At 54.3% G+C, this 22,948-nt stretch carries 17 protein-coding genes; 1 reads left to right on the forward strand and 16 read right to left on the reverse strand.

Translation table 11 applies throughout. From position 1 onward, the window contains the following. Positions 1–85: 85 nt before the first annotated feature. The 13 genes from DL346_RS09290 to DL346_RS09350 form a co-directional block, all read right to left on the reverse strand. Entirely contained in the window at positions 86–1,702 is a 1,617-nt protein-coding gene (locus tag DL346_RS09290) for a glycoside hydrolase family 28 protein (RefSeq protein WP_112881870.1), read from the reverse strand. A 12-nt stretch (positions 1,703–1,714) separates the two neighbouring features. Next, entirely contained in the window at positions 1,715–2,842 is a 1,128-nt protein-coding gene (locus DL346_RS09295) for a glycoside hydrolase family 88 protein (RefSeq protein ID WP_112881871.1), read from the reverse strand. Further along, entirely contained in the window at positions 2,839–4,719 is a 1,881-nt protein-coding gene (locus DL346_RS09300; protein WP_165822440.1) for a heparinase II/III domain-containing protein, read from the reverse strand. The genes DL346_RS09295 and DL346_RS09300 overlap by 4 nt, the downstream gene beginning before the upstream one ends. Positions 4,720–4,891: 172 nt before the next feature. Beyond that, positions 4,892–5,740 carry an enolase C-terminal domain-like protein gene (locus DL346_RS09305; protein WP_112881873.1) on the reverse strand — a complete coding sequence of 283 codons (849 nt, stop codon included), beginning with the start codon at positions 5,738–5,740 and terminating at the stop codon, positions 4,892–4,894. 25 nt (positions 5,741–5,765) lie between these two features. Continuing rightward, complete coding sequence (locus DL346_RS09310) at positions 5,766–6,932, reverse strand: right-handed parallel beta-helix repeat-containing protein (RefSeq protein WP_112881874.1); 1,167 nt, start codon at positions 6,930–6,932, stop codon at positions 5,766–5,768. Next, complete coding sequence (locus DL346_RS09315; RefSeq protein WP_112881875.1) at positions 6,929–8,986, reverse strand: hypothetical protein; 2,058 nt, start codon at positions 8,984–8,986, stop codon at positions 6,929–6,931. The genes DL346_RS09310 and DL346_RS09315 overlap by 4 nt, the downstream gene beginning before the upstream one ends. An 18-nt stretch (positions 8,987–9,004) precedes the next feature. After that, positions 9,005–9,127, reverse strand: a complete 123-nt coding sequence (locus DL346_RS29875) for a helix-turn-helix domain-containing protein (RefSeq protein ID WP_165822441.1) — start codon at positions 9,125–9,127, stop codon at positions 9,005–9,007. Then, positions 9,124–10,659, reverse strand: a complete 1,536-nt coding sequence (locus DL346_RS09325; RefSeq protein ID WP_112881877.1) for a response regulator — start codon at positions 10,657–10,659, stop codon at positions 9,124–9,126. Before DL346_RS09325 ends, DL346_RS29875 begins: the two co-directional genes overlap by 4 nt. Before the next feature lie 24 nt (positions 10,660–10,683). Beyond that, on the reverse strand, positions 10,684–11,790 hold the full coding sequence (locus DL346_RS09330) for a glycoside hydrolase family 172 protein (protein WP_112881878.1): 1,107 nt from the start codon (positions 11,788–11,790) through the stop codon (positions 10,684–10,686). A gap of 17 nt (positions 11,791–11,807) precedes the next feature. Further along, entirely contained in the window at positions 11,808–12,692 is an 885-nt protein-coding gene (locus DL346_RS09335) for a carbohydrate ABC transporter permease (protein WP_112881879.1), read from the reverse strand. 42 nt (positions 12,693–12,734) lie between these two features. Next, positions 12,735–13,634, reverse strand: a complete 900-nt coding sequence (locus tag DL346_RS09340) for an ABC transporter permease (protein WP_112881880.1) — start codon at positions 13,632–13,634, stop codon at positions 12,735–12,737. Between the two features lie 60 nt (positions 13,635–13,694). Next, positions 13,695–15,434, reverse strand: a complete 1,740-nt coding sequence (locus DL346_RS09345) for an extracellular solute-binding protein (protein ID WP_133257506.1) — start codon at positions 15,432–15,434, stop codon at positions 13,695–13,697. A 70-nt stretch (positions 15,435–15,504) separates the two neighbouring features. Beyond that, a complete protein-coding gene (locus DL346_RS09350; protein ID WP_112881882.1) occupies positions 15,505–17,295 on the reverse strand; it encodes a sensor histidine kinase in 1,791 nt (596 codons plus the stop codon). A gap of 201 nt (positions 17,296–17,496) precedes the next feature. Here DL346_RS09350 and DL346_RS09355 point away from each other — a divergent pair, with 201 nt between their 5' ends. Continuing rightward, a complete protein-coding gene (locus DL346_RS09355) occupies positions 17,497–19,932 on the forward strand; it encodes an alpha-L-rhamnosidase-related protein (RefSeq protein WP_165822442.1) in 2,436 nt (811 codons plus the stop codon). 73 nt (positions 19,933–20,005) lie between these two features. Here DL346_RS09355 and DL346_RS09360 read toward each other — a convergent pair whose 3' ends face one another. The 3 genes from DL346_RS09360 to DL346_RS09370 all read right to left on the reverse strand — a co-directional run bounded on the left by DL346_RS09360 (position 20,006) and on the right by DL346_RS09370 (position 22,870). Next, on the reverse strand, positions 20,006–20,680 hold the full coding sequence (locus DL346_RS09360) for a formylglycine-generating enzyme family protein (RefSeq protein ID WP_240633107.1): 675 nt from the start codon (positions 20,678–20,680) through the stop codon (positions 20,006–20,008). A gap of 142 nt (positions 20,681–20,822) precedes the next feature. Then, on the reverse strand, positions 20,823–21,761 hold the full coding sequence (locus DL346_RS09365; protein ID WP_112881884.1) for a VanW family protein: 939 nt from the start codon (positions 21,759–21,761) through the stop codon (positions 20,823–20,825). Beyond that, positions 21,758–22,870 (reverse strand): hypothetical protein, encoded by a 1,113-nt coding sequence (locus DL346_RS09370; RefSeq protein ID WP_112881885.1) that lies wholly within the window; start codon positions 22,868–22,870, stop codon positions 21,758–21,760. Before DL346_RS09370 ends, DL346_RS09365 begins: the two co-directional genes overlap by 4 nt. Between the last annotated feature and the right edge of the window lie 78 nt (positions 22,871–22,948).

Raw genomic sequence — 22,948 nt, forward strand, 5'->3', positions numbered from 1 at the left:
GCTTCTAACGGACATGGATGACCGTTACAGTTTTGAAGCCGCGTCATCCGCCAGTAGGCGGACAACGCGGCTTCTTTTCCGCTGGCTAGACCAAACTGCCGCCATCCCGGCAGCCGAATACGGCAAATCCGTACGCTCCCGGCTTTAAAGGCTGCTCGGCACGCGAAAGATCGTTACCGATGAACATCCCGGCTTCCTCGACTTGTTCAAAGTCGCCGAAGCGGATCGTGCCGGCCTTGGCGATGCTGTTGCGGATATTTACCTGCCGCCCGTTCGCAAGTCGGATTGCCGCGCCTTCCCCCTCAAGCTGAGGCTGACGCCCCTTGAAGCCATCGATCGTAACCTCCTCAAACGATTCAATTTCAAGGCCATTCCGCATAAATGTAGGCAAATCATCCGACCATTCGAGGTCAAAGCCGTGAATCGCCAAGCCTTTCACATGCTTGGCGTACAGTGCCGGGATGTCATGGCCGAATACCTTCAGCCGATCATCCAGCGCTGGACGGAAATCCAAATTTCCGCCGAACGACTCCTGGAGCGGACCGTTTTTTACAAGCATGCGAACATGCTCGAAGGTCACGTTCTCGATTGAACACTCTTCGCTTCCGTAGATCACGATGCCGTGTTCGCTTTTCACGGTGATGTTCGTGAACGTCACGTTGCGCACGCTGCCCGGCTCTCCGGAATGCGGGAAGCCCTTCACCGCGGAAATATGAATCGGCTCCGCCTTGCCCCACCATTTGCCTTTGTGAAGCCGCGTCTCGATCATGATGTTGGAGAACACGACGTTCTCAATCGACTCGCTCTCGCGCAGGAACAGGCCGATGCCGCGGTTGGAATCGCGAATCACGATGTTGTGGAACATGAAGTTGCGGAAGCCGTACGTATCCCAACCGATCCGAATGCCGGCGGAACGGGATTTGATCGTACAGTTCTGCACGACGACATTTTCGTTGCCTCCGCCGCCATACCCTTCCGCGCATGGACTGAAGGCTAGCCCGTCGTCGCCGGCTTCGATATTGCAATCGCTGATGCGTACGTTGCGGCTGCGGCTTACATCGATGCCGTCCGAATTCGGAATAAGCAGGCTGTTGCGGATATCGAGTCCATGAAGCAGCACGCCGTCGGCGCAGGCCACGTGCAGGCACCAATTCGGCGCATTCCGGATGCGAACCTGACTGACCTGTGCGTCTATGCCGTTCAAGATGAGAATCAGAATTCCGGGTCGCTCGTTCATGTCAACGGGACCGTCATCCGCTTGATCGTTCTCCCGGAAGTAATCGTTGCCCTGACGCGTGAACGACGCATCAAAATCGCGAAGAAGATCCGCCTGATCATAACGCGCGAACGAGTCGCCGTTGCCGTCGATGACCCCGCTGCCCTGAATGGCGATATGCGTCGCGCCTATGGAAGCGATGAGCGCCGTATTCCGAAATTCGCTCGTATAGGGAAGCTTCGGATAATCTTCCATATTCGGGCTTCCGAGAAGCACCGAACCGGCATCGAGATGCAAGGTCACGTTGCTCCGCATAAAAACGGTACCGCTCAGGTAGGTGCCGGAAGGCAGCCATACGGTACCGCCACCCAGCTCATGACAGTCCGCGATGGCCTGATTGATCGCCGCCGTGTCAAGGGTTTCGCCGTTACCAACCGCGCCGTAATCAAGCACGTTAAACACCAAGGAACTCATTGCCGTTGTCATCCGCTGGCCTCCCTACCAGAAAAATTCCGTTCTCCCTTTCAGTTTCAACACGGCTTCCGTAAAGAAATAGTCGCCATAGATGATCGGCACATCGACATAGGCATTTTTCTCGTAATAGCCCGTTGCATGCAGCAGCAGCCCCTGCTCCGACTGATCCCATGCCCCGTATTTTTCGTCCAGCGACCGGATGATTTCCGCTCCCGCCCTCCGGTAAAAGTCAGCGTCGGCGCCGGAGCAATGCGACGCGATCTCAAGCAGTCCGGATGCGGCGATCGCGGCGGCAGACGAATCCCGCGGCATTCCGGTTTGATCAGGAAGCAGGAAATCCCAATAGGGCACCTTGTCTTCCGGCAGTCGCGACACAAAATAATGCGCGGTCCGTTTCGCGGCTTGTAAATATCTCTCTTCTCCCGTATAACCGTAGCTGAGCGCAAACCCATACAGAGCCCAAGCCGTCCCGCGTGCCCATGCCGACTCGGCCGCATGCCCTTGTCCTGCCAGCGCGCCGGTACGTTCTCCTGTCTCGGGATCGAAGCAGACGATATGATAGACAGACCCGTCAGGCCGCATAAACTCCTTCAACGCCATATCCGCATGCCGCATGGCGAGATGTTTATACCTCGGGTCGCCAAGTTCATTCGAAGCCCAATAAAGCAGCGGCAAATTCATCATGCAGTCGATGATCGCCCAGCCGCTGTGGTCTTCGCCGTTCCAGTCGGGCCATGCCCGAATGAAGTCTCCCTGTATATTGAACCGGCCTGCCAGCAAATTGGCCGCCATTAGACCGTGCCTTTTGGCAACCGGGTCCTCCGTCAATTTATACTGTGCCACGCTGCTTAAGCTGAACATGAAACCAACGTCATGATGGAGCTCATCATAGGACGTCAACGTTACGCTAAGTTTGACCTCCAACGCTTCGGCCGTCATCCTAAGCAGCTCGTCCCCGGTCTCACGGTATCCTAACCATAATAGTCCGGGCCAGAAGCCTGCCCCCCAGTCATGCGCGGGGCATGAATTGTACGCGCCGTTGAGCGATGCATGAGGGAATTTCACCCCGATTTCGGATGCGTTGCGGGTTATTTTCGCCGCGGTTCGTTCCCAGACATCATCGATCCATTCGTTTCGATCCAATTGCGTCATCGTCTCTGCTCCCTTCTAATCGATATCGTTCGGGTACCGGCCTCTAGGGCCATCCGTTCGTGAAGCACGATGCGGTACATGCGTTCGCCCCAATTCCGCTTCAGCCTCGACTCCATCTTGTCGATCGGTTCGACGACCGCGTCCAGCACGGCGTGGTCGAACGTCAGCACGGCCCATCGGTCCGGCGCATATTCGAATCGCAGCGCTCCGTCCGCCGCCGGAATCGGCTCGCAAGGCGTCACTAAACTATAAAATATAGCGTTCGTTGCTTCCTTCACCCGAAATTGATCGGTCACCTCGACGTATGGCTCGTCCCCGCGGCATAGCATGAACGAACGCCTCCATTCAGCAATGCCGGCTGCGTCCGGATACGCATCCGCAATATCGAGGGAAAGTCTCGATACTTCGAGCGACTTCGCATACTCGGCATCTTTTGCCCGGAACTGGCCGCCGTTCTGCTGCAGCACGCCGCGCACCGTCGGCAGATTGTGATATTGGGACTGCAAGTACCACAGCTCATACCGGTCCGGCCCGAACGTCTGCGCTTTGTATTCCTCGGTGCCGAGATCGATGAAGAGGGGATAGCCATCGACGAACACGATGAAGCTGCCCACGTCGTTATGATTATGGGATTCGAGATTATGACCGCCTTTCGCGGCCAAAAATAACCCTTCCTCGCTTCCTTCGCTTTCCCGTGCAGCCATCACTTGCGTTGCAGGCAGCCAGGCATCGCGGACATAAGGAGCCTTAGCCCCGGACTCAAGACGCTCGCGCTCCAGGAACAGCGCCTGCAGCTGCGCGTACATTTCAAACCAAATATGGATGACCGGTTCTCCCTCCGGCAGGCTGGCGCCAAGACGCTGCAGGTCTGGATCGCCTATGCTTCGGCCATAGCGGTACATCACGTCTCCGCCGATCAGCGGCATCGCGTCGCCGTCCGCGAAATTCACGAAGTACCGGCCGTGGATATGCGCTTTGTAGATGTAATTGCCGATGTCCTGGATCAGCGGTTCTTGGAAAATATCGATTACACCGTTCGTGGCCGTTGCCAGCAGCTCGAGCGCAACATACAGACCGCCTCCGGAGGGCCCCCAATAACCGGGACCCTCGTCGCAGCATCCGTCTGATGGGTACGTGCCTATGAACACATCCAAGCTGCGCATGATCTTGCGCACCGCTTCCGCACGTCGCTCCGAGTCTTCCTCTATCATCAGAAAGCCCATTAGCGCGCTGCTATTGCACCATGGATTCCAGTTGTTGACGCGGATCCCCTCGTTGAAGCCCATCCACCAGTAATCGTCACGTTTCAAATAGGGATCGAGAAGCCGGTCCCGGACTTCCTTCTCGATTCGCCTGTTAATGCGAACGCTCGCCTCGTCCAACCATGTTTGCATCGTATACCGGATCCAAATGAGGAGATCGTCCGTCGCGCACGTCACAAGCTCCACGATATGATCCGATGCATCCGGCATGCATTCCAGCATGTTCTCTTTGGCATGCAGACGATGCAAAGGAGGAACCCAAGTCGTTTCTTCGCAGATGACGTATATGCCGTTGATGACTTGATCCATGAATCTCCCTTGCCCTTCGATGCATTCCGCGATCGCCAAAATACCGAGCACGCTGCGTCGCTCGAATATCGCTCTTGTCCGCGTATGCAGTTCACCGCTTCGCCAATAATCCCGGTAATGCTCGACCTTCAAGGCCGGCCACTCGTAATCGATATACGTCTCGGCCAAGGCGATCCATCTGTTTCGGGTTTCCGGAAGCAGCGCCTCCCAAGCTGCGCGGTCTTCCGCCTTCGGAAATGGCAGAATCCGCTCCCGCGGCAGAAGCGCCGCCTTCAAATCCAACTGTTCAAAACGGTCATGCAGCATGCCTGGCTCTCCTCTCATCATCAAACCGGTCTTGACCGTATTATAGATCCGGGCGCTCGCGGAACATATAGTAAATATCGCGTTTTCGTTGTCCTTTGTTATCCAGTTTGAAAAAGGGGCGGCATAAGCGCAAAAAAGGTCAACCCGCTTTTCCAGGTTGACCTCGTACAAGCTAACCCCTGGCTGCGCCGGCTTCCAGCGCTTCGCGGAACGCCCACTTCCCCATCCAGCGTTCGCCTGCCGCGATAGGGATCGGCGTGCTTTCCGTCACGCGGCGAAGCAGGTCGATGCGCTCCAAAGGCAGCGGTTCTTCCACGAACAGCAGCCCCGAAGGCTCCATGCGCTTCACGAGGCTGAGCGCACGGCTCATATGCGTGTTATGAATATCGACCGCGATATCGATCGAACGGCCGACGGTCCGGCGAACCGATTCCACGCAGGCGACGATGTCCTCGAGGTCGGCAGCGACCGCCAGCGAATCCGACGGGCCGAAATGCAGCTTCAAGCACTTGAAGCCCCACTCCGCGAGCGTTTCTGCGGATCGCGCCATCCGTTCCTGGGCGGAAGCTCCCTCGCCAGCGCCAGTGCCGGTTAACGCAGCCAATGGACCGGGCCGATAAGGCATGCCGGGTTCAACGGTATACGGCGGCTCGTCGTGACAAGCCCGGTAGACCTTGATCCGGTCTTGATAAGGGCCGCCCAGCAGCTTGTGAACGGGCACCCCGTATGCTTTGCCGGTAATATCCCACAGCGCCATATCGATTCCGCTAATGGCGCTCATTTTCACGGGACCGCCGCGATAGCCGTTTCCTGACTCATACATTTTGCGCCATAACCGTTCCACCTGGGTCGGGTCTTCCCCGATCAGCAACGGCTCGAGCCGCTTTACTTCCGCAATGACCACCTCCGGGTGATCCTCGAGGTACGGTTCGCCTAAACCGCTGATGCCCCGGTCCGTGTCGATCCTCACCCAAACCCAAGACGGCGGCACTTTTAAAATCGTCAACCCGGTAATTTTCATCGCAATCCCCCGACTCGCATCAGCGTCACTCGAACGTAAATCCGCTCACCGCTTCACCCAGCCACACGGCCGTTTTCTGCCGCCCTGTGCCAGTATCCTCGATGCGATTGCCGATAAAGACGTTGTCCGCCGCCGCGCCAATCGCATAGATGCCGAAGCCGCCTTCTTCGAAACTGCCGTTATCCTCGATGACATTCCGGAGCCAGCGGTTGCCGTTCGAGCTGTTCCCCTGCTTTTCTCCCCGGAACTGGATACCGCTGTTTCCGTTCTCGGAAATGACATTATCGGTGAAGAGGTTATACGAATCCTTATGGCCGATCGAAATCCCGCAGCTGCCGTTGCCGCACATGCGGTTGCGGCTGAACTCGCCATGCCGGACGCGCCAGCAAATGAACAAGCCCGCCAAACCGTTGCGTTCGAGGGTGCAGTCCGCCACAACCGAGCGAACCGATCCGGCCCCCGGATGGAGTCCGGAGCCGGTGCATCCCGTCACGGTACAGTTGCGCACTTCGATATCCTCGGTAATTTGCCAGGAAATGCCGTCGCCATGAAAGCCGCGGACTTCAACATCGCGAATCCGGCAGCTTCCCGCTTTGTATAAATAAATCCCGCCGGCTCTGCAGCCGCCGATCGGATAATTGCGGTCGCCGTTGCCATCCACGACAAGATCCATAATGCGTACGTTGCGAGCTTCGAGCACCTCGATGATCGAGCACGCATTCGTCACCGTGCCGCCATCCTCCGAGATGTAATCTCTTTCAAGATGGCGGTCGAAGAAAAGCGTATTTCCTGCGATCCGCGTAATCGTGGCCGTACTTTCGTTAAACCCCCATTTTTGCGGCTCGTCGTACAGCTGCATGCCCATGCCGGGCTCGAATCCGGAAGGATCTTCTACCTCGGCCTGAAGCTCGCCCGTGTCGGCATCCCTCGTAAAACGCGTCTTGATCCCGTCGGACTTGCGCAAAATCGTCTTCGGGCCTTTGCCTGCTAACGTCATCCCGTCATATAGCCGTACTTGTCCGGTCACGCGGTACGCGCCTTCGTCGAGTTGAATCGTCCCGCTTCCGCCGCTGCGCAGCAGCTCCCCTACCGCCTGCTGAATGGCAGCGGAAGTGAATCCTTCGATGTCGCATCCGGCTCCGCCCACCGTAATCGTACGGCCGGTTTCCTTCAACATGGACGCACCTCTCATGCCTGCTCCCCCTTTACCCCTATCGAACCGCTTATCCTAAATCGTTCCAGCAACTCGCCGTGATGCGCCTTCATTCTCAAATAGCTTTCCGCCGCCGCGCCGTTGCCCCAATCGAAGATCGTAAACACGCCGATCCCGAGACCATTGTCGTTCACGACTCCGTCGTGGCCGTAATTTTCCATCATGAAGCCGTAATCCTTCTCGTTGAAGAACGGATGGGCTTTCTCCCACTGCGCTTTCGACGTCGGGTTTTCCGGACAATACATCATGACGAACGAGCAGCGAAGAGCGGCGAGCCCGCGTTCGATATACTCCTCCCGATTCAGCGCATGGCCATAGTCGATGATCAGCTCGGCATACAAGCTTTGGCGCGCATCGTTCCATTCGCCGTCGCAGTTCATGACTCCGAAGCCGCCCAACGCGCTGACATAAATATACGGCGGCTGCCAGGAGGCCTGCGTCATGAGCAGCTCATCGAGACAACGCTCGCCGAGCGCTAAATAAGACGCATCGCCGGTTTGCCGGTAGCAGGCCAGAAACGCTTCCGCGCTCCAGAACATGGAGAAATTGCACTGCTTGAACATGTTGTTGCGTTCCACTTTGCGGCCCACTAGCTCCTTGCTTCCGTAACGGCAGCAGGACCAGTAGGTTTCAAAGTCCTCCCAGCGTCCCGTCGGAACGATCTCGACGGCAATCACATCCGCAGCTTTCAACGCGGACTGCAAATAAGCTTCCGTTCCGGTAAGCGCATACAATTTCAGCAGGAAGGTGACCGACATGGCGGTTTCCGGCGAATCGTCCAAAATCCCGAGCGGCTCAAGCGTCTCGTGATCCAGCCAAGCAGGGAAAAAACCTCGCTCGTCCTGCAGTCCGAGCAGCGCATCCGCATAACGAACCGCATAATCATAAAGACGCTCGTCCTTTTCGAGCTCCTCGTACCAGCGCAGCATCAGGAGTGCCGTCCAGCTCATATCAAGCACATGATAAGGCGCCGTGCGAACCGGATGAACATCGCTCACGGGATTTCGGTTCGAATTGCCCCAGTAGGCCGTCTCCCATCCTTTGGACCGGTTGACCTCCACGCCATCCACCGATAGACGCTCCATTTCCGTGGCGATGACGGTCGGAAACAATCCGCCGCGCTGCGGGGCAGCGAGCGCCAATTCTTTGGTCAAACGCGCGCGCTCCAGCATTTGCGGGTCATTCGTTTCCAGCCCGTACCGGAACACGCCCTGAGCGGAACGCAGCGAGCTGAACCAAGCCTGGTTCCAAATGGAGCGGAACTCCCGTTCATTAACCGGGCCCGGATAATTCGGGCTCTGCGTCACATTCACGATAAAGGCCGCCGCTCCGACTTTCACGCCATCCAGCTCGAACTCCTGCCATACGGCGTCCTTCCAGCTATCAAACGCCCATTTATAGGTATGGCTCACCAGCCGGTCGAGAGGCAATTCCTCCGGCGCTCCCCCGTGGAACAACGGGCTGCCCCATCGCTCCCACAGCAATTCCAGCACCGGCCGCCAAGGGTTGTTCAGCGCTTCTTCATCCTCGAAGGTCATTAAGTAGAAGCCCGCTTGAACGGTGCCAGCCGAATATTGCGCACCCGCCTTCCGCTCGTACAAGACATGCTCGGTCACTTGATACTCGCTCATGCCGAGCGTCAGCCGGTTGCGCAGCGCGTCATTGTCCATATACCAGCGGACAGGCGTTCCTTCGCGCATCAGATCAAGATCCGGCACGAGGATCAGCAGTTTCTTGCCATCCATGGCGATCAGCGCCGGCGACCGGAAGCTGTGCTGGTCGATGATATGCCGATCCGTTGGCGTCAGATGCGGAGCCCAGTGGAACGTAGGAGTGAACGATGGCTCGATGGTAAGCTGCCAATCGTCCTGCTGCACCGCTGTATCAAGCTGAAACGCCAGATTGTATCTGACTGTATGCTCGTTGATCCATTGGCTCGTCACTTCGGGTTTTACCGACCCGATGGTATCGCACGTCATGCTTCGAATAAATCGGCCCATCACACGATTTATATGAAATGCATACGTTTCCATTTTTTCCATCCCTCCCCCTTAAAGTTTTCGGACTCCGTCTCTAAATTCCTGCGGGGTATGGCCGGTCATTTTTTTGAAGCATCTTGCAAAATAGGCGGCAGACTCGAAGCCGACCGCTCTGCCGATCTTATGAATTTTCAACTGCTCTGGAGCAGCTGCTCCTTTGCCTTCTGCACGCGGGTTTCGATGATAAAGTCGGTCAAGCTTGCCCCTGTCTCCTGCTTGTACAATTTGGACAAATACGAAGGAGACAGATAAACGAACTCCGCCAGCCGAGTCAGCGATAAATCGCCGCCTAGATTATGTTTGACATACTCCTGGACGCTGCGGATGACTTCGTTCGTCTGCTGCTCGTTCTCGTTAGATTTCTCGTCGAACAGCACGTTTGCCAGCTTCATGAATTGTGCGGCCGCATCCCGCCAGGTCGCATGCTCTTCAATGCTGAACAGCTTGCTGATGTTGAAGTGCTCGGAGACCGTCTTCATGAGCCCCCAACGGTTAATGTACGAGATAAACATCGAGACGACGGAATAAAACACTTCGACCGCCGTCCCTGTTTTGGCGACTGATGTTCCGCTAATCGTCCCCATAAACGAATGGAACAGCTCCATAAACTCCTCTTTCTGCCCTTTGTCGAGAAAATCGGAAAGCAGCTGCACCGTACGCATCATCGTTCTGCCGTCCTGCCGTTCTTCAAAGGCTTCGAACAACTGCTGATCCGACAACAAGATTTCCTGTCTCGTCCCGAGACCGCGCGCGAACAGAAAGGAAAGCGTATCGAACCGCTGTGATATTTGATCCCATTCGAACGGCTCGCTGACAAGCATGAAGGAGCATGGGATCTTCAAGCAGCTGCTGCAGGAGGATTGGATGAGCTCCATATAACCGTTTAACATATGAATCGGCCGTGTCCGTTCCTCGCCAATCGCCGCCGAATCGGAATCCTTGGACTGCAGCAGCCAAACGAACCGGTCCTGGCCGTATTTGATTTGAATTAAATGAAATGCATCAGCCAAGTATTCTTCCGCGATATTATGAACCGCATAGAGGAACAGCATTTTGTCGGACTGACTCATCTCTTCCCGCCAAGCGTCGACGCGGCCCATGACCATGAGCAGCGGCCGATCAGCCTGCAGCGGGATTTTCAGCTCCCGCAGCTGCGCGTTGCAGGCTTTATTATCCGCCGCGGCCATGGTGCCGCCCAGCAGCTCCAGTAAATATTCGCGCTGCATCAGCGGAAGCGCCTGCGTCATCTGGCTTTCGGCTTTGCGCACCAAATGCTCGAGCGCAAGCTCGGATTCCAGCTGCTCCACCGCCTTGCGGACTGCTCCGAGTATTTGCGCGTCGCCTTCGGTCTTGAGGACATAATCGGTTGCGCCGTTGCGGCTCGAGGTATGAATGTAGTCGAAGTCGTTGTACCCCGTCAGAAAGATCACTTTGCATCTCGGCCACCGCTGGATGATTTCCTTCTGCAGGGCAAGACCGTTCATGCCGGGCATCTCAATGTCGGACAGCACAATATCAATACGCGTAGAACGCAATATATTCATTGCGTTCTGCGCGGAATAAGCATGATAGAGCTCCAGCTCGGGAAATTCGCTCAAATCGGAGAAAAAATCGATCAGTCCGTCAACGATGATCGGCTCGTCATCTACAATCAATAATCGATACAATCGAATTCCCCCTTCTTACTTGTGTTACTGATCGGCTCGAACCGGGCCCTTTTCCTTGTCAATCAGAAGGTCGGCAAGCCGCTGCTCGCGATCGGGAAGCTTAGGGAATGTACGGCTCGGCACGGTCTGATACCAGTATGCGACGGAGCTGTAATCATCGCTGCGTTCATGCAGGCAGTTCTCTATCCCGTTGCCGGCTGCCGGATAACAGACAGCTTGCTCGCCATAGGCAAGCGTTGCGGATTCCCGAGGTCCATACCCGATCTGCTGCACGGTCACCTTCAGCGACTCGCGGAAATAGATCGGATCTTTGCCGTGGAACCGGTACATGGAGAAGAGCGCGTTCGGGTAGTCCACCATCGGGGCCCCCTGCTGAGGCGTGACGACCTCCCGCAAGCCCCATGCGCTTCCTATATAATCTTCGAGCCCCGTACCGCAAATCGTGGGATAGGCTTTATCTTCATCAATGAAAAACTTGACTTCGCCCTCGCCAAACCAGGTTTTCTCCTGGAGGATGCTTCGGACGCCGATCACCGTGCCGAGATAGACCCCGGTCCCTTCGACGCCGTCAAGAATGACGTAATCCTCAAACAGCGGGCACAGATTTTGCCGTCTGAACTGCGCGTGAAAATAACCGGCTTCCTCGTCCAGCTTGTCGCCAAGCGTGAAGTCAACCTGATAGAAGAGCATTTCGACATCGATCCCCGCGTCATTCTCGATCGTGATGCGGGCATGCGTGCGGAACGGCATCGGAATCCAGCAATTGAATCCCCGCTCGTCCTGCATCGAGACATAATCCGTGATCATATGGCGCTGTCTGCCGTGCGCAACGCCGAAGAAATCGCCAAGCGGCACTTCAACGCTCGGCTGCTCGTTATTGTCCCAGTACATCCGTACGATCAGATTGCGCATGTGCGTTACGTTACCGGGCGGAATCGTGCACCAAATATGTCTGACGATGCCCGTTCCATCCACGTCGAGCAGCGTATGGATGGCGCCGGCTTTGAATGGCGACACGCAGGCCGAGCCTTTGCGCCCGTTATTGGCCTGGCCGCCTGCGCCTCTTTCGGACTTCATATTTTCCGCGGTAGCGGCGTAGGATCGAACCGTTGTCGGACAATTGAACAACATCGTTGATGACCTCCCTATTATTCTTTGACGCTTCCCATCACGATACCTGTCATAAAGTAACGCTGAAGAAACGGATACAAAAGCAATATCGGCAAAGCGCCGAGGAAAATCTGCGCCGCTTTGACGTTGCGGTCGGATAAATTTTTGAGCGATACGAGTTCGCTTTCCGATAGATTCGTCATGTCGCGCGCGACGATGATCGTCTGCATATAGCTTTGGAGCGGATATTTTTCAGGAGAATTCATATAAATGATGCCGTCGAACCAGGAATTCCAGTGGAAAACGGTTGCAAACAGCGTTATGGTCGCGATTGCGGGAAGCGAAATCGGAATGACGACTTTCCACAGCGTATGCCAATGATTGGCCCCGTCCATATGCGATGCCTCCATCAACTCCTTCGGAATGTTGCGGAAGAAATTGAGCAGCAGGATGACGTTAAAGATCGGCACGGCCACGGGAAGCACCAAAGCCCAGATAGAGTTCAGCAAATGAAGCTCTTTTACGACCAGATACGTCGGAATCATGCCGCCGCTGAAGAGCATCGTGAACACGAATATCCACACATAAAGCGTTCTAAAGCGGAATTGGGACGATTCTTTTGATAACGGATAGGCGATCAGCACGACGAGAAACATGTTGACGGCCGTTCCCAGTACGACCCGTTCCACCGTCACGAGCAGCGACCGCAGAAACTCCGGTTTATCGGCTACATATTTGTAGGCGTCGAGCGTAAATTCTACCGGCCAGAACGTAACGGCGCCTCTGGCGGCCGCATGGCTGGAGCTGAATGAAATGGCGAGTACTTGAAGCATGGGAAACAAACAAAGAAAGGCGAGCAATGCGAGAAATACGAGGTTGCCATATTGAAACAGGTAACGGCCAAAGCTGTTGTTGCGTACCATATCGTCCCCTCCTTGCGGCTATGCTTAATGATGAGCAGCTTGTCAGAAAATGCGGTAATTCGCAAAACGGTAAGCCAAGAAATACGATGCGGAGATCAAGATGAACGAAACGACGGACTTGAACAACCCGACGGCCGTCGCGATGCCGAATTGGAAGTTGATCAATCCAAGCCGATAGACATAGGTATCGATGATGTCGCCGGTCTCATATACGACGGGGCTATAGAGGTTAAACACTTGGTCGAAGCCGGCATTGAGAATGTTGCCTAGGCTAAGCGTAGCCAAAAGAATGACGATCGGCGCCATGCCGGGCAGCGTGATATGCCAGGTCTGCTTCCATCTTCCGGCGCCGTCCATTTCGGCGGCTTCATAGAGCGCAGGATTGATGCTGGTCAGCGCGGCTAAGTAAACGATCGTACTGAACCCGAACTCTTTCCAAACATCCGATACGATTAAGGAAGGCCGGAACCATTCCGGCGTACCGAGAAAGAAGATCGGCTTTACGCCGAAAATCGATAGAAACTGGTTCACGATCCCATTCGACGGAGACAGCACATCGATCAAAATGCCGGAGAGGATAATCCAAGACAAGAAATGTGGCAGGTAAATAATCGTTTGAATGACTCTTTTGTAGACCGCTTTGACGACTTCATTCAGAAGCAGCGCGACAATGATCGGCACGATGAGGCCTGCGATCATTTTGAGCACCGCGATGATGATCGTATTGCGGATAACGGTCGTCGTGTCCGGCATTGTAAACACATACTCGAAATTATCGAATCCGATCCAATCTGAACCGAACAAGCCTTTGGTCGGAATGAAGTTCTGAAAGCCGATCGATAAGCCGGCCATCGGCAAATAGCTGAACAAAACAATCATCACGAGCCCGGGCAAAATCATGAGGTGTAAGCCCCAGTCCGGAATTTTGTTTCTGGTTCTCATCGCTGCACCCCTTATAAGTAAGGAAGAAGGGAAGGAACCCTTCCCTTCTTCCTTCAAGATTTATTGATTGTTGGCCGCGTACCAATCGTTAAGCTCTTTCGTAATTTGGTCGCCGCCGGATGCCTTCCAGTTTTCCACGAACGTGTCGAAGGAATCGACCGACTCGCCCAGAATGATCTTCGTAATCATCTGCTTCTCCATGTCCATCAGGATAGAGCCTTTCTGCGCCATCGTCGGCGTTGGAGCGCCGATAAACTCGTTCGTCAGCATCAATTTGTTATCCGTGTAATTGGCGATGACGGAGTACGAACCTTCAGGACCCCAGGTGCGGTCTGCTCCCCAGTTCGTCACGTCCTTATCCTTCACGTATTTCATATAGGCGTCATAGTACTGCTTTTGTTCAGGATTCAGATTGGACGTATCCTCGCTCTTGAACGCATCCTGCAGCAAACGCCATGCGTTCAGATTCTTCTGGGGGACTTGACCGTCAACCGGCGAGAACGGGAAAATGCCATAGTTTTCGCCGTCGATGATTTGCGTGTGATAGACGGACGGCTCGGATGTTTCTCCATAAAGCTTCTCGTAGTACAGATTCAGCATTTTCACGAGCGCTTCCGGATGCTTGTACCCTTTCTTCACCGCATAAAACCACGTGGATTGCGGTTGAACGACCGCTACTTGCGCAGGCTTATCGTCCACCGAGACGATCGGGTAAGGCTTCCACTCCATGTTCGGATTTTTCTGTTTGTCGGTTGGATCGATCGGCCAGCCGATGTTCCAGAAGTGTCCGAAATGAACGCCGGTCTTCTCGTTCTTCTCGTTCTCGGCCGATTTCGGGCCGTCATAGACGACGAATTGCGGATCGATGGCGCCGGCTTTGTATATCTCCTGCAGTTTCGCCAAGGCCGCTTTCATTTCCGGCTGAATGGAGCCGTACACAAGCTTGCCGTCCTTGTCTTTAATCCACATCGAGGTCGATTCATTGCTGTACGGGTAAGCATGGAATCCGTTAAACCAGCCGCGAAGGCCGGAGTAGCCGTCCCACAGCGTTTTGTTCAGGTTTAGACCGTACGTATCTTTCTTGCCATTGCCATCCGGATCGTCGTTTGCGAACGCCAGAATGATCTTCACGAGATCGTCCATCGTCTTCGGCTCCGGCAGTCCTAGCTTGATTCGCCAGTCTTCGCGAATCCAGATCATATCTACATCGTCGTTGCCGCGGACATAGCCCGGAATCGCCATCAATTTGCCGTCGTACGAAGCCGACTTCTTAGGCAGTCCGTTATTTGCCGCCATCGTTTCTTTCAGCATGGGGGAAGCATATTTCTCGAACACTTCCGTCATATCCTCGATCATGTCGCCCTGCACCAGCGTTTGCAGCTGCTTCGCGTTGACCGGGATCAAATCCGGCAAGTCGCCGGAAACGATGGACACGTTCATCTTCTGATCGAATTGGGCATTGGATACGTTCCAATTGTTTTTGATTTTGATGCCTAAAAATTCTTCGTATGCTCGTGACCAGGTGTTATTGTCCCAGGAGTCGCCTTTCGGAAACTTCGTGCCATCGAGCGTGCTGCGGACAGTGGTAAGGTCGATTGGAGGATCATATTTGCCTAATGGATCGATCGATTCTTCTGCGGTATTCGAGCTCGACGCTGAATTCGTGCCAGCGCTGTTCGAACCTGCGTCATTCGAGCCGGCGGTGTTCGCGCCGCCCGAATTGTTGGAGCTGCAAGCTGAAACGAGTATCATGGAAACCAGACTAGTGACTAGCAACAAGTTAGTCCTTCTTTTGCCCATTTGATTGACTCCTCCGCTATCTATTTGTTTACAATTTCATTATAGAGGCGGATGTTTCGGTCAAAATATACTAAAAATCCGTCATCCGTTGAAGTTTCTTATCCTCTTCATGCATTTGCGGCCGCATGATGACGAGTTCCACTCGGAGCCCTCCGTTCTCTCCGTGACCGAGCACGATGCCGCTTTCCTTGCCGAATTGCAGCTGCAGCCGGCGATGCACGTTCCGAATCCCGGTAATCTCCTCGCCGTCCATAGCCGATCCAAGCTCGGATTGCATCTTTTGCAGGCTAACCTCGTCCATTCCCGCTCCATTGTCCTCTATTATAATCCGGACCGTTTCCGGGTTTGATGCAATCCTGACCGAGATAAGCCCGTCGTCGCTCATGCGCTCGACCCCGTATTTATAGGCGTTCTCGATAATCGGCTGCACGATGAGCTTCGGTACGAGCACGTCCTTGCAGTCATCCGGCAGCGGATCGAATTCCGCGTCAATCCGGTTCGAGAAGCGGATCTGCTGAATGTCCACATATAAGCGGGCATGCTTGAGCTCCTGCTCCAGCGGAATTTCGGATGCGCCGTTGCGCGTTATAAATTGGAAATATTCACCCAGGTACTGGCTGAAAAGAATGACGCTCTCGTTGTCGTTCATCTTGGCAAGCCGGTGCAGGATGAAATAGGTATTGTACAGAAAATGCGGATTGATCTGCGACTGCAGCTGCTTCAGCTCTGAATTTTTGGCTCTCATATCCTGTTCGTACAGCTTGTGGATGAGGTCTTTCAGCTTCGATACCATCGAATTGAAATGCTCATAGAGATAACGGAACTCGTCCTGGCCTTTGGGAAGAGCAGCCGGCTCGAGATAGCCGTCTTCCACTTTGCGGAACAGGAACACCAGCTTGGTAAGCGGCTTGTGGATTAGCCGGTAAACCCAAAGCGCGAATACGGCAATGATCAGCATCGATATGACCGACAGCAGCCAAAACCAGATGCGATAGGAGCTGAGGTCGCCGAGCACCTGCTTCTCCGGTATATAAACTAGCAGCGCCATGTGCGTGCTTGGATCCATTTGATAGGAAACGAGATAGTCCGTCGTACCCGATCGAAACGATTTGATTTCCGGCTCCTTGTCGGACCGGACCTGGATGTTGTCCAACATGGATGCGATAAAGGTACGGTCCTGCTCATTCGTTATGGTCCACCCTTGCTGGAGGTCGGCCAGTACGGCGCCCGCGCCTTCATAATCTTTCGTAAAGGTGGCAAGCGCCTTGCGGAGCTCGCTTACGGAAAGCTCGATAAAAACGACGTAATCCGGCTTGAGCTGCGTCAGGATCGCGTCCGGATAAATGTAGCCTAGCAGCAGCCTGTCCTGGTAGTACATGAGTGGGGAGCCGGTTGCGTGAAATTGCTTGACGAACGCGTCCACCGCATCCCGGTCGACGGTGCCGATCGCGTTGTCGTTGGAGACGACTTTGCCGGTCTCCAGCATTTGAGCGGAAACATTTTTGATATATGTGCTGGACGTTTTAATGATTTGCATTTTCTCCTGCGCCCTTAGAATCGTCTCGCCCCACTCGTATTTGCCAAGCGTATTGTACAGATAAACCAACCTTTGCAAGTCGCGGTCGAAAATGAATTCTTTCTGGTGCTGAATCATCCGGTTCAGTTCCACGGTGAGCAATCCGGAGAAATAAGCGGTTCGCGCACCCAGCGATTTGTCGATTTCCCGTCTGACAGCCGACTCGCCCTTCGAATTGATAAATAGGCTGAGTACGCACAGAGGTGCAATAACGCACATGAAAACGATGATTATTTTGGAGAAAATCGATTTGGAATTGAACACCTCTAGCGCTCTCTGCTGCATCTAACGATAACCTCCTATTTGAATGCAATGCGGGCTATTCTGCCATTATGGGTATTTATACGTACGCTTTTATATATAAACATTCTATCTTTCTTGTCTTCTCATGTCTTCTTAGTAATTGTTGGCAGGAAATGCGGTTGCCTTCTAGTACTACTGAGTGAGATTCGCATATTCGCATACTCAGCAGAAGGAGTGTTCGTAGTGGAGGAAAATAAAGCCTGGCGGGCAAAGTGGATTTGGCTGCCGGAGAACGTTGGCTCGGCGGATGCGTCGAGTCATGATATTGTCTATTTCAGACGCTCCTTTCATGTTCCGGAAGGCAAGGCATGCCGGTTGTCGATCGATGTTTCCGCGGATAGCCGGTACCGGTTGTTACTGAACGGGGAATCCGTTTCCGTTGGTCCATGCAAAGGCGACGGCTCCGCCTACTTTTACGAGACGATTGATTTATCCTACCGGTTGAGGTCCGGAAACAATGTGCTTGCCGCTAAGGTTGTGCATTTTCCGTATGTCATGAACAGTAGAAATGCAGTCAGCAGCCCGGCTTCCGTGTGGCGGTCCGATCGCGGGGCCTTTCTATTAAATGGCGAGCTCGAAGACTCGGATGGCAGCGTCATAGAGCCGCTGCATACCGGATCAGGTTCGTGGCTCGCGCTTCGAGACCGTTCCGTGCGATACCAGAAAGAAACATTTACGTTGTTCGTCGGCGGCCCCGAGACGGTTGATGGTGCCTTAGTCCCCCACGGCTGGGAGCGAGCCGGGTTTGACGATGGCGGCTGGTCAGCTGCCGAGACGGTCAGCGATACGCATGACGGGATGTGGGGCGCGCAAATGCCTTGGCAATTGACGGCTCGGACGATACCTGCTTTATATGAGACGGAACGAAAGTTCAGGCGGATCATGCGGTCGGGAGTTGTTCGCGGCGGTGTGGAGACGGTTCGCAACGAGGTAAACGAGGAGCCGTTCTCCGGAGTCGGGGTTGATCTGTCAGAGTATGCGGTTTCCGCGGGAGAGACGCATTGGTTCGAGCTCGACGCCGGCGCGCTCAGTACCGGGTATCTGCAGCTTCGGTTAGCCGGCGGGTCCGGTTCCGAGGTTCGGCTTCTCTGCTCGGAGTGCTATGAATATCCCTCGGCGCCCGGCGGGAAGCGCGATAAAGGAATTCGTGACGAATGGAAGGAAGGTAAAGCGCTGTATGGTCCAGCGGACATCTATGCGGCAGCTGGAACGGGAGTTGCGGGAAATCCCGAATATTACGAGCCTTTCTGGTTCCGCGGATTTCGTTTTGTACGGCTTGAAGTGACGGCAAAGTCAGATCCGCTCACCGTGATCGGCCTCACGTACCGCGATACAGGCTACCCGCTTGAAGTAACGGGGCACTTCGCTTGCTCGGACGAATCGTTTAGCCCGCTTTGGGACATCAGCTTGAACACGCTTGCCCGCTGCATGCATGAGACCTATGAAGATACGCCGTATTATGAGCAAATGCAATATACGATGGATACTCGGCTGCAGATTCTTTACACCTATATGGTCAGCTGCGATGATCGGCTAGCCCGCAAAGCCATCCATGATTTTCACAGTTCCCTTCTTCCCTGCGGTCTGCTTCAAGCGCGTTATCCGTCCGTCATCCCGCAAGTAATCACCGGCTTCTCCTTCTTCTGGATTCTGATGGTGCACGACCATTATATCCATTTTTCCGATGCTGCCCTGGTTGCGCGTTACCGGCCGACGATCGACGCCATTCTGGAATGGTTCGCCCGGCGCGTTGGTGCGGATGGCCTGGTCGGGCAGCTGCCGGAAAGCTATTGGCAGATGATCGACTGGGTCGAAGAATGGAAAGAACTGTACGGCGCGCCTCCGGCAAGCCGCGTCGGGCCGCTGACCGTCATCAATCTGATGTATGCGGATGCGCTTCAGAAAGCGGCCGACCTCAATGCGTATACGGGCCGCGGCTGCGTGGCCGCCGAGTATCGGGAACGAGTGGCACGCATCAACGCCGCGGTTCGTGCGTCATGCTACTCATCGGATCGCGGCCTGTTCCGGGACGGTCCCTCCGTCCAGCAATACAGCCAACATCCGCAAATTTGGGCTGTAGTATCCGGCGCTGTAACTGGTAAGGAAGCTGAGGTACTGATGCGGAGCATGCTTGCCGATCCCGGACTTCCGAAGGCTTCCATCGCGTACGTCCATTTCCTCTTCCGCGCGCTGTCGCAAACCGGCCTTTATGGCCAGACCGCATCGTTGTGGGATATATGGCGCGAACAAGTCGACCTCCACTTGACCGCTTGGGTCGAAGACCCCGTATGGCAGCGCAGCGATTGCCATGGCTGGGGGGCTGCTCCTTTGTATGAATTTCCAGCGGAAATACTGGGCATTACGCCGGCTGAACCGGGCTTTGCCCGCATTGCCGTAGCTCCCCGCCCGGGAACGCTTCAATGGGCATCCGGGGCCGTGCCTACCTCGGCAGGGATGGTCTATGTCTCTTGGCGATATGATGACAACAACGCATTCTGCTTACAGATCGATGCTCCGCCGGGCGTGCCCGTGACGGTATCGCTCCCTGACGGATCGGTTACCGAACTGCCGGAGGCGGTAGGCTCTGAATTGAAATGCATCGTAAATGCGTTGAATTGATCCATTTTGAAAAAAAGGGCCTGAAAGTACCATGGTTCAGGTACTTTCAGGCCCTGATTTTATTTATAGAACGTTACAAAGACCTCGCGATTCGAAAGCCGAGATCGTCAATCCGAAATGTCGGATGACTGCGGCGGCGGCACGTTGCTCCGCAGCCCCGGGGTTCCTCCGCCCAGCTGCCGCCACGGAAAACTCGGTAGGAACCATATACGTTTGCGTCGTATACATCCCAGCACCATTCCCAGACGTTGCCCAGCATGTCATAAAGGCCCCACGCATTGGGGTCCTTACTCCCTGCTTCTCGGACGTAGCCTTCCGAATTATCGCGGTACCAAGCGATGGTATCCAGTTCGCCGTACCTGTAACCGTTAGTTCCCGCTTTGCACGCGTATTGCCACTCCGCCTCGGTTGGGAGACGATATCCGTCAGCCTCGGTGTTCCAAATGACCTCACCATCGCCGCCTATAGAGTAGCACTCCTTTAGACCACTGTGCCTGGAAAACAAATTACAAAAGTTGATTGCGTCCTGCCATGACACATCTGTAACAGGGGTCTGCGCGGCATGAGGAGGACAGGCTTCTTGTCGCGTGATTAAGCTGTATAATGCCTTTGTAACCGGTATCGGCGCAAGCCGAAAAGCATCTACCTGAACCGTCCAAGATTTCTTGATTCGATCATCCCTTAGTTGCGCGATGCCCGTTGGTATGTATACCATCGGATAATCTGAATCTTTAAACGCGTCACCCATGTCGAATTCCCCCTCGCATGCTGACCCTTCACAATAGCTTAGAATAAATAGATTTTAACTCATTCCATGCAAGCTAGCGAAAAAAAACAGCCGTTCGTCGATAACGGCTGCATTGTTATTTACTCTTGAACCAACTGCACAATCAATGGATGTGGCCGGCTTTTTCGTTTTCTGCATCAGATGCGGATATTTCCTCAGGCAGATGTCCGAATGACATGCCGGGCACCTCGCGCGGCTTGTACTCGATGACGTCGGAGGAATAGATAGCCACGAACAATTTGCCGGGAACCGCCTGAGCTCGAATGAGGATCGGCTGATTGTAGAGGTTCTGAAAGACAAAATCGGGACCGTCCCAGCTGACTGTCGCGTCGCGCCCCGGCCTCACATACGGCACGTTTCGGCTGTGCGAATAACGCTTCACGATACGCAGCCCCGCACGGTCGGTCGCATTGAACAGCGTTGAAGAGACTTGGCAAATCCCGCCGCCGATCCCCTCCGATAATTCGCCTCTGACGATGACCGGAGCTTCCAGGTAGCCTTTTTCTTTCGTACGCTTGCCGACGACCTTGTTGAAAGAGAACGTTTCTCCAGGGAAAATGACCGTATTATTAATCGCCTTTGCTGCCAGCTTGATGTTATGCGAACGGTTTTTATTGCGGCTGTTATAGTAGGTCGCATATTGGCCGATCGGCTTTTCCTTAATATTCGCCAGCAGCTCGCGGTCAACCCGCGGATAGACGTCGACAAGCGGCGCATCGATAACGGATGAACCTGTGCCGTAAAAGAACTCGAAAAACTTTTCGGTAAACACCCTCTGATCGAGTCTGTGCCCATTCTCTTCGGGTATGATTCCCCCTTGATCGTTAATGGCCGCGTTGCGAGGGGCTTCATAGCTTTGTTGCTCCAAGGTTTTTACAAGCCGGTCGAATTTGTCCAAATCCACCATCGTGAAACCGGGTGATGCGTAATCCGCGCGGTTGATCACGACGGGGGATCGCCCCTGAAGCGTCACGGATAATTGCTCTTCACTGACGCCCTGCTGAAGAAGCCACAATATGCCCGTCATCCAGAGCCAATTCATAAGGCGTTCTCCACATGTTCGATTTTCCAGGCCTGCAAGACGGAGCTTCTGCGTAATTGAAAGACAAGCGACTTCTCCGCCTTCCGGAAACCGTCGCGATAAATAACCGCCGTGGCCGGTATATCGATGGCAAGCAGATCGGATGCTTCGCTCTCCGCGAAATCGGACATTCTGCGGATGGCAATAATGCCGGCCGCCTCCTGCTTCAGGCGCGCCAATTGCTCATGGTTGCGATATGGGAATATCGCGGTCATGATTTCGGGGTCCCGCTGATTGATCGAGATAAAAAACAGCTCCACAACATCGTTTGGCGAAGCATGCTGCACATACCGCGTTAGCTTGCCGGCCGCCTTTTGTACCATCGTCTGGTGATCCGGATCTACGCTCCCGGTTTTATGCGTGCTGCTACCCAGGAAATGGATGCAAAAATGTCCGTTAAAGTCGTTATCCGGAATGCCGTCTCCCCCGTGAGGCATGCCGTGCATGGAAGCGGCGATCGTATTGCCGTCTTTCTCAACAAGGATGGCCCTTCTTCTCCAACTCCACTTTCCTTGATAAATCTCCTTCATAATCTCCGTGTCGCGCTTCGTTAACGGCTGAACGTCGGCATGCGTGCTGCCCGCTCTCCGCTGCACCTCAAACCTCAGGCCGGTTTCCAGATCGACAACGGTGACCATCGATTTCATCGTAATGATTTGCTTGGCTTCAGGCCACGATAACAATCTTCCGTAATGCTTCGATTTCAGAGCCGATACATGGGTTTTAAGCTGTTGCTTCATGTTGCCGCTGAGCTGAATCGCCAGGGAGTGCGCCGTATCGTACAACTGATAGGCCAGATCGATGCTATAGGCTTTATCGTTGATCGACAAATAGGTATCGGTGATAGGAGCATATTCTGTTTTTTGTGTTGTGCCTTCCGCAACCGCATTGACCCAAACTTCTGGATCGAGCGTCATTTTGGATGCAAAGGCCGCATTGGGCGAGGTTTTGACGATCAACTGGACGGAAGGTTGTTCCGATTTGAGCGCCAAAGTCTGCGCCGGATCGCAAATCAACGCAATGAAGGCTGCGCCGATCAGGAACAACCGATGAATACCTTGACCTTTCATCCTGTCTTCTCCTTTCTGAATAACATTTTTCCCCATTTTTTGGAAGTATTATGCCCGCTTTTCATAAAACTATGTTGC

It is taken from the genome of Paenibacillus montanisoli, assembly GCF_003268025.1.
GTDB classification, from domain to species: domain Bacteria; phylum Bacillota; class Bacilli; order Paenibacillales; family Paenibacillaceae; genus Paenibacillus_Z; species Paenibacillus_Z montanisoli.

What these genes read in the sequence shown, in the direction of transcription:
- DL346_RS09315 (WP_112881875.1), bottom strand. Translation starts at nt 8,986, where the DNA reads ATGGAAACGTATGCATTTCATATAAATCGTGTGATGGGCCGATTTATT.
- DL346_RS09310 (WP_112881874.1), bottom strand. Translation starts at nt 6,932, where the DNA reads ATGAGAGGTGCGTCCATGTTGAAGGAAACCGGCCGTACGATTACGGTG.
- DL346_RS09335 (WP_112881879.1), bottom strand. Translation starts at nt 12,692, where the DNA reads ATGGTACGCAACAACAGCTTTGGCCGTTACCTGTTTCAATATGGCAAC.
- DL346_RS09370 (WP_112881885.1), bottom strand. Translation starts at nt 22,870, where the DNA reads ATGAAAGGTCAAGGTATTCATCGGTTGTTCCTGATCGGCGCAGCCTTC.
- DL346_RS09295 (WP_112881871.1), bottom strand. Translation starts at nt 2,842, where the DNA reads ATGACGCAATTGGATCGAAACGAATGGATCGATGATGTCTGGGAACGA.
- DL346_RS09330 (WP_112881878.1), bottom strand. Translation starts at nt 11,790, where the DNA reads ATGTTGTTCAATTGTCCGACAACGGTTCGATCCTACGCCGCTACCGCG.
- DL346_RS09350 (WP_112881882.1), bottom strand. Translation starts at nt 17,295, where the DNA reads ATGCAGCAGAGAGCGCTAGAGGTGTTCAATTCCAAATCGATTTTCTCC.
- DL346_RS09345 (WP_133257506.1), bottom strand. Translation starts at nt 15,434, where the DNA reads ATGGGCAAAAGAAGGACTAACTTGTTGCTAGTCACTAGTCTGGTTTCC.
- DL346_RS09305 (WP_112881873.1), bottom strand. Translation starts at nt 5,740, where the DNA reads ATGAAAATTACCGGGTTGACGATTTTAAAAGTGCCGCCGTCTTGGGTT.
- DL346_RS09300 (WP_165822440.1), bottom strand. Translation starts at nt 4,719, where the DNA reads ATGCTGCATGACCGTTTTGAACAGTTGGATTTGAAGGCGGCGCTTCTG.
- DL346_RS09365 (WP_112881884.1), bottom strand. Translation starts at nt 21,761, where the DNA reads ATGAATTGGCTCTGGATGACGGGCATATTGTGGCTTCTTCAGCAGGGC.
- DL346_RS09340 (WP_112881880.1), bottom strand. Translation starts at nt 13,634, where the DNA reads ATGAGAACCAGAAACAAAATTCCGGACTGGGGCTTACACCTCATGATT.
- DL346_RS09290 (WP_112881870.1), bottom strand. Translation starts at nt 1,702, where the DNA reads ATGACAACGGCAATGAGTTCCTTGGTGTTTAACGTGCTTGATTACGGC.
- DL346_RS09360 (WP_240633107.1), bottom strand. Translation starts at nt 20,680, where the DNA reads ATGGGTGACGCGTTTAAAGATTCAGATTATCCGATGGTATACATACCA.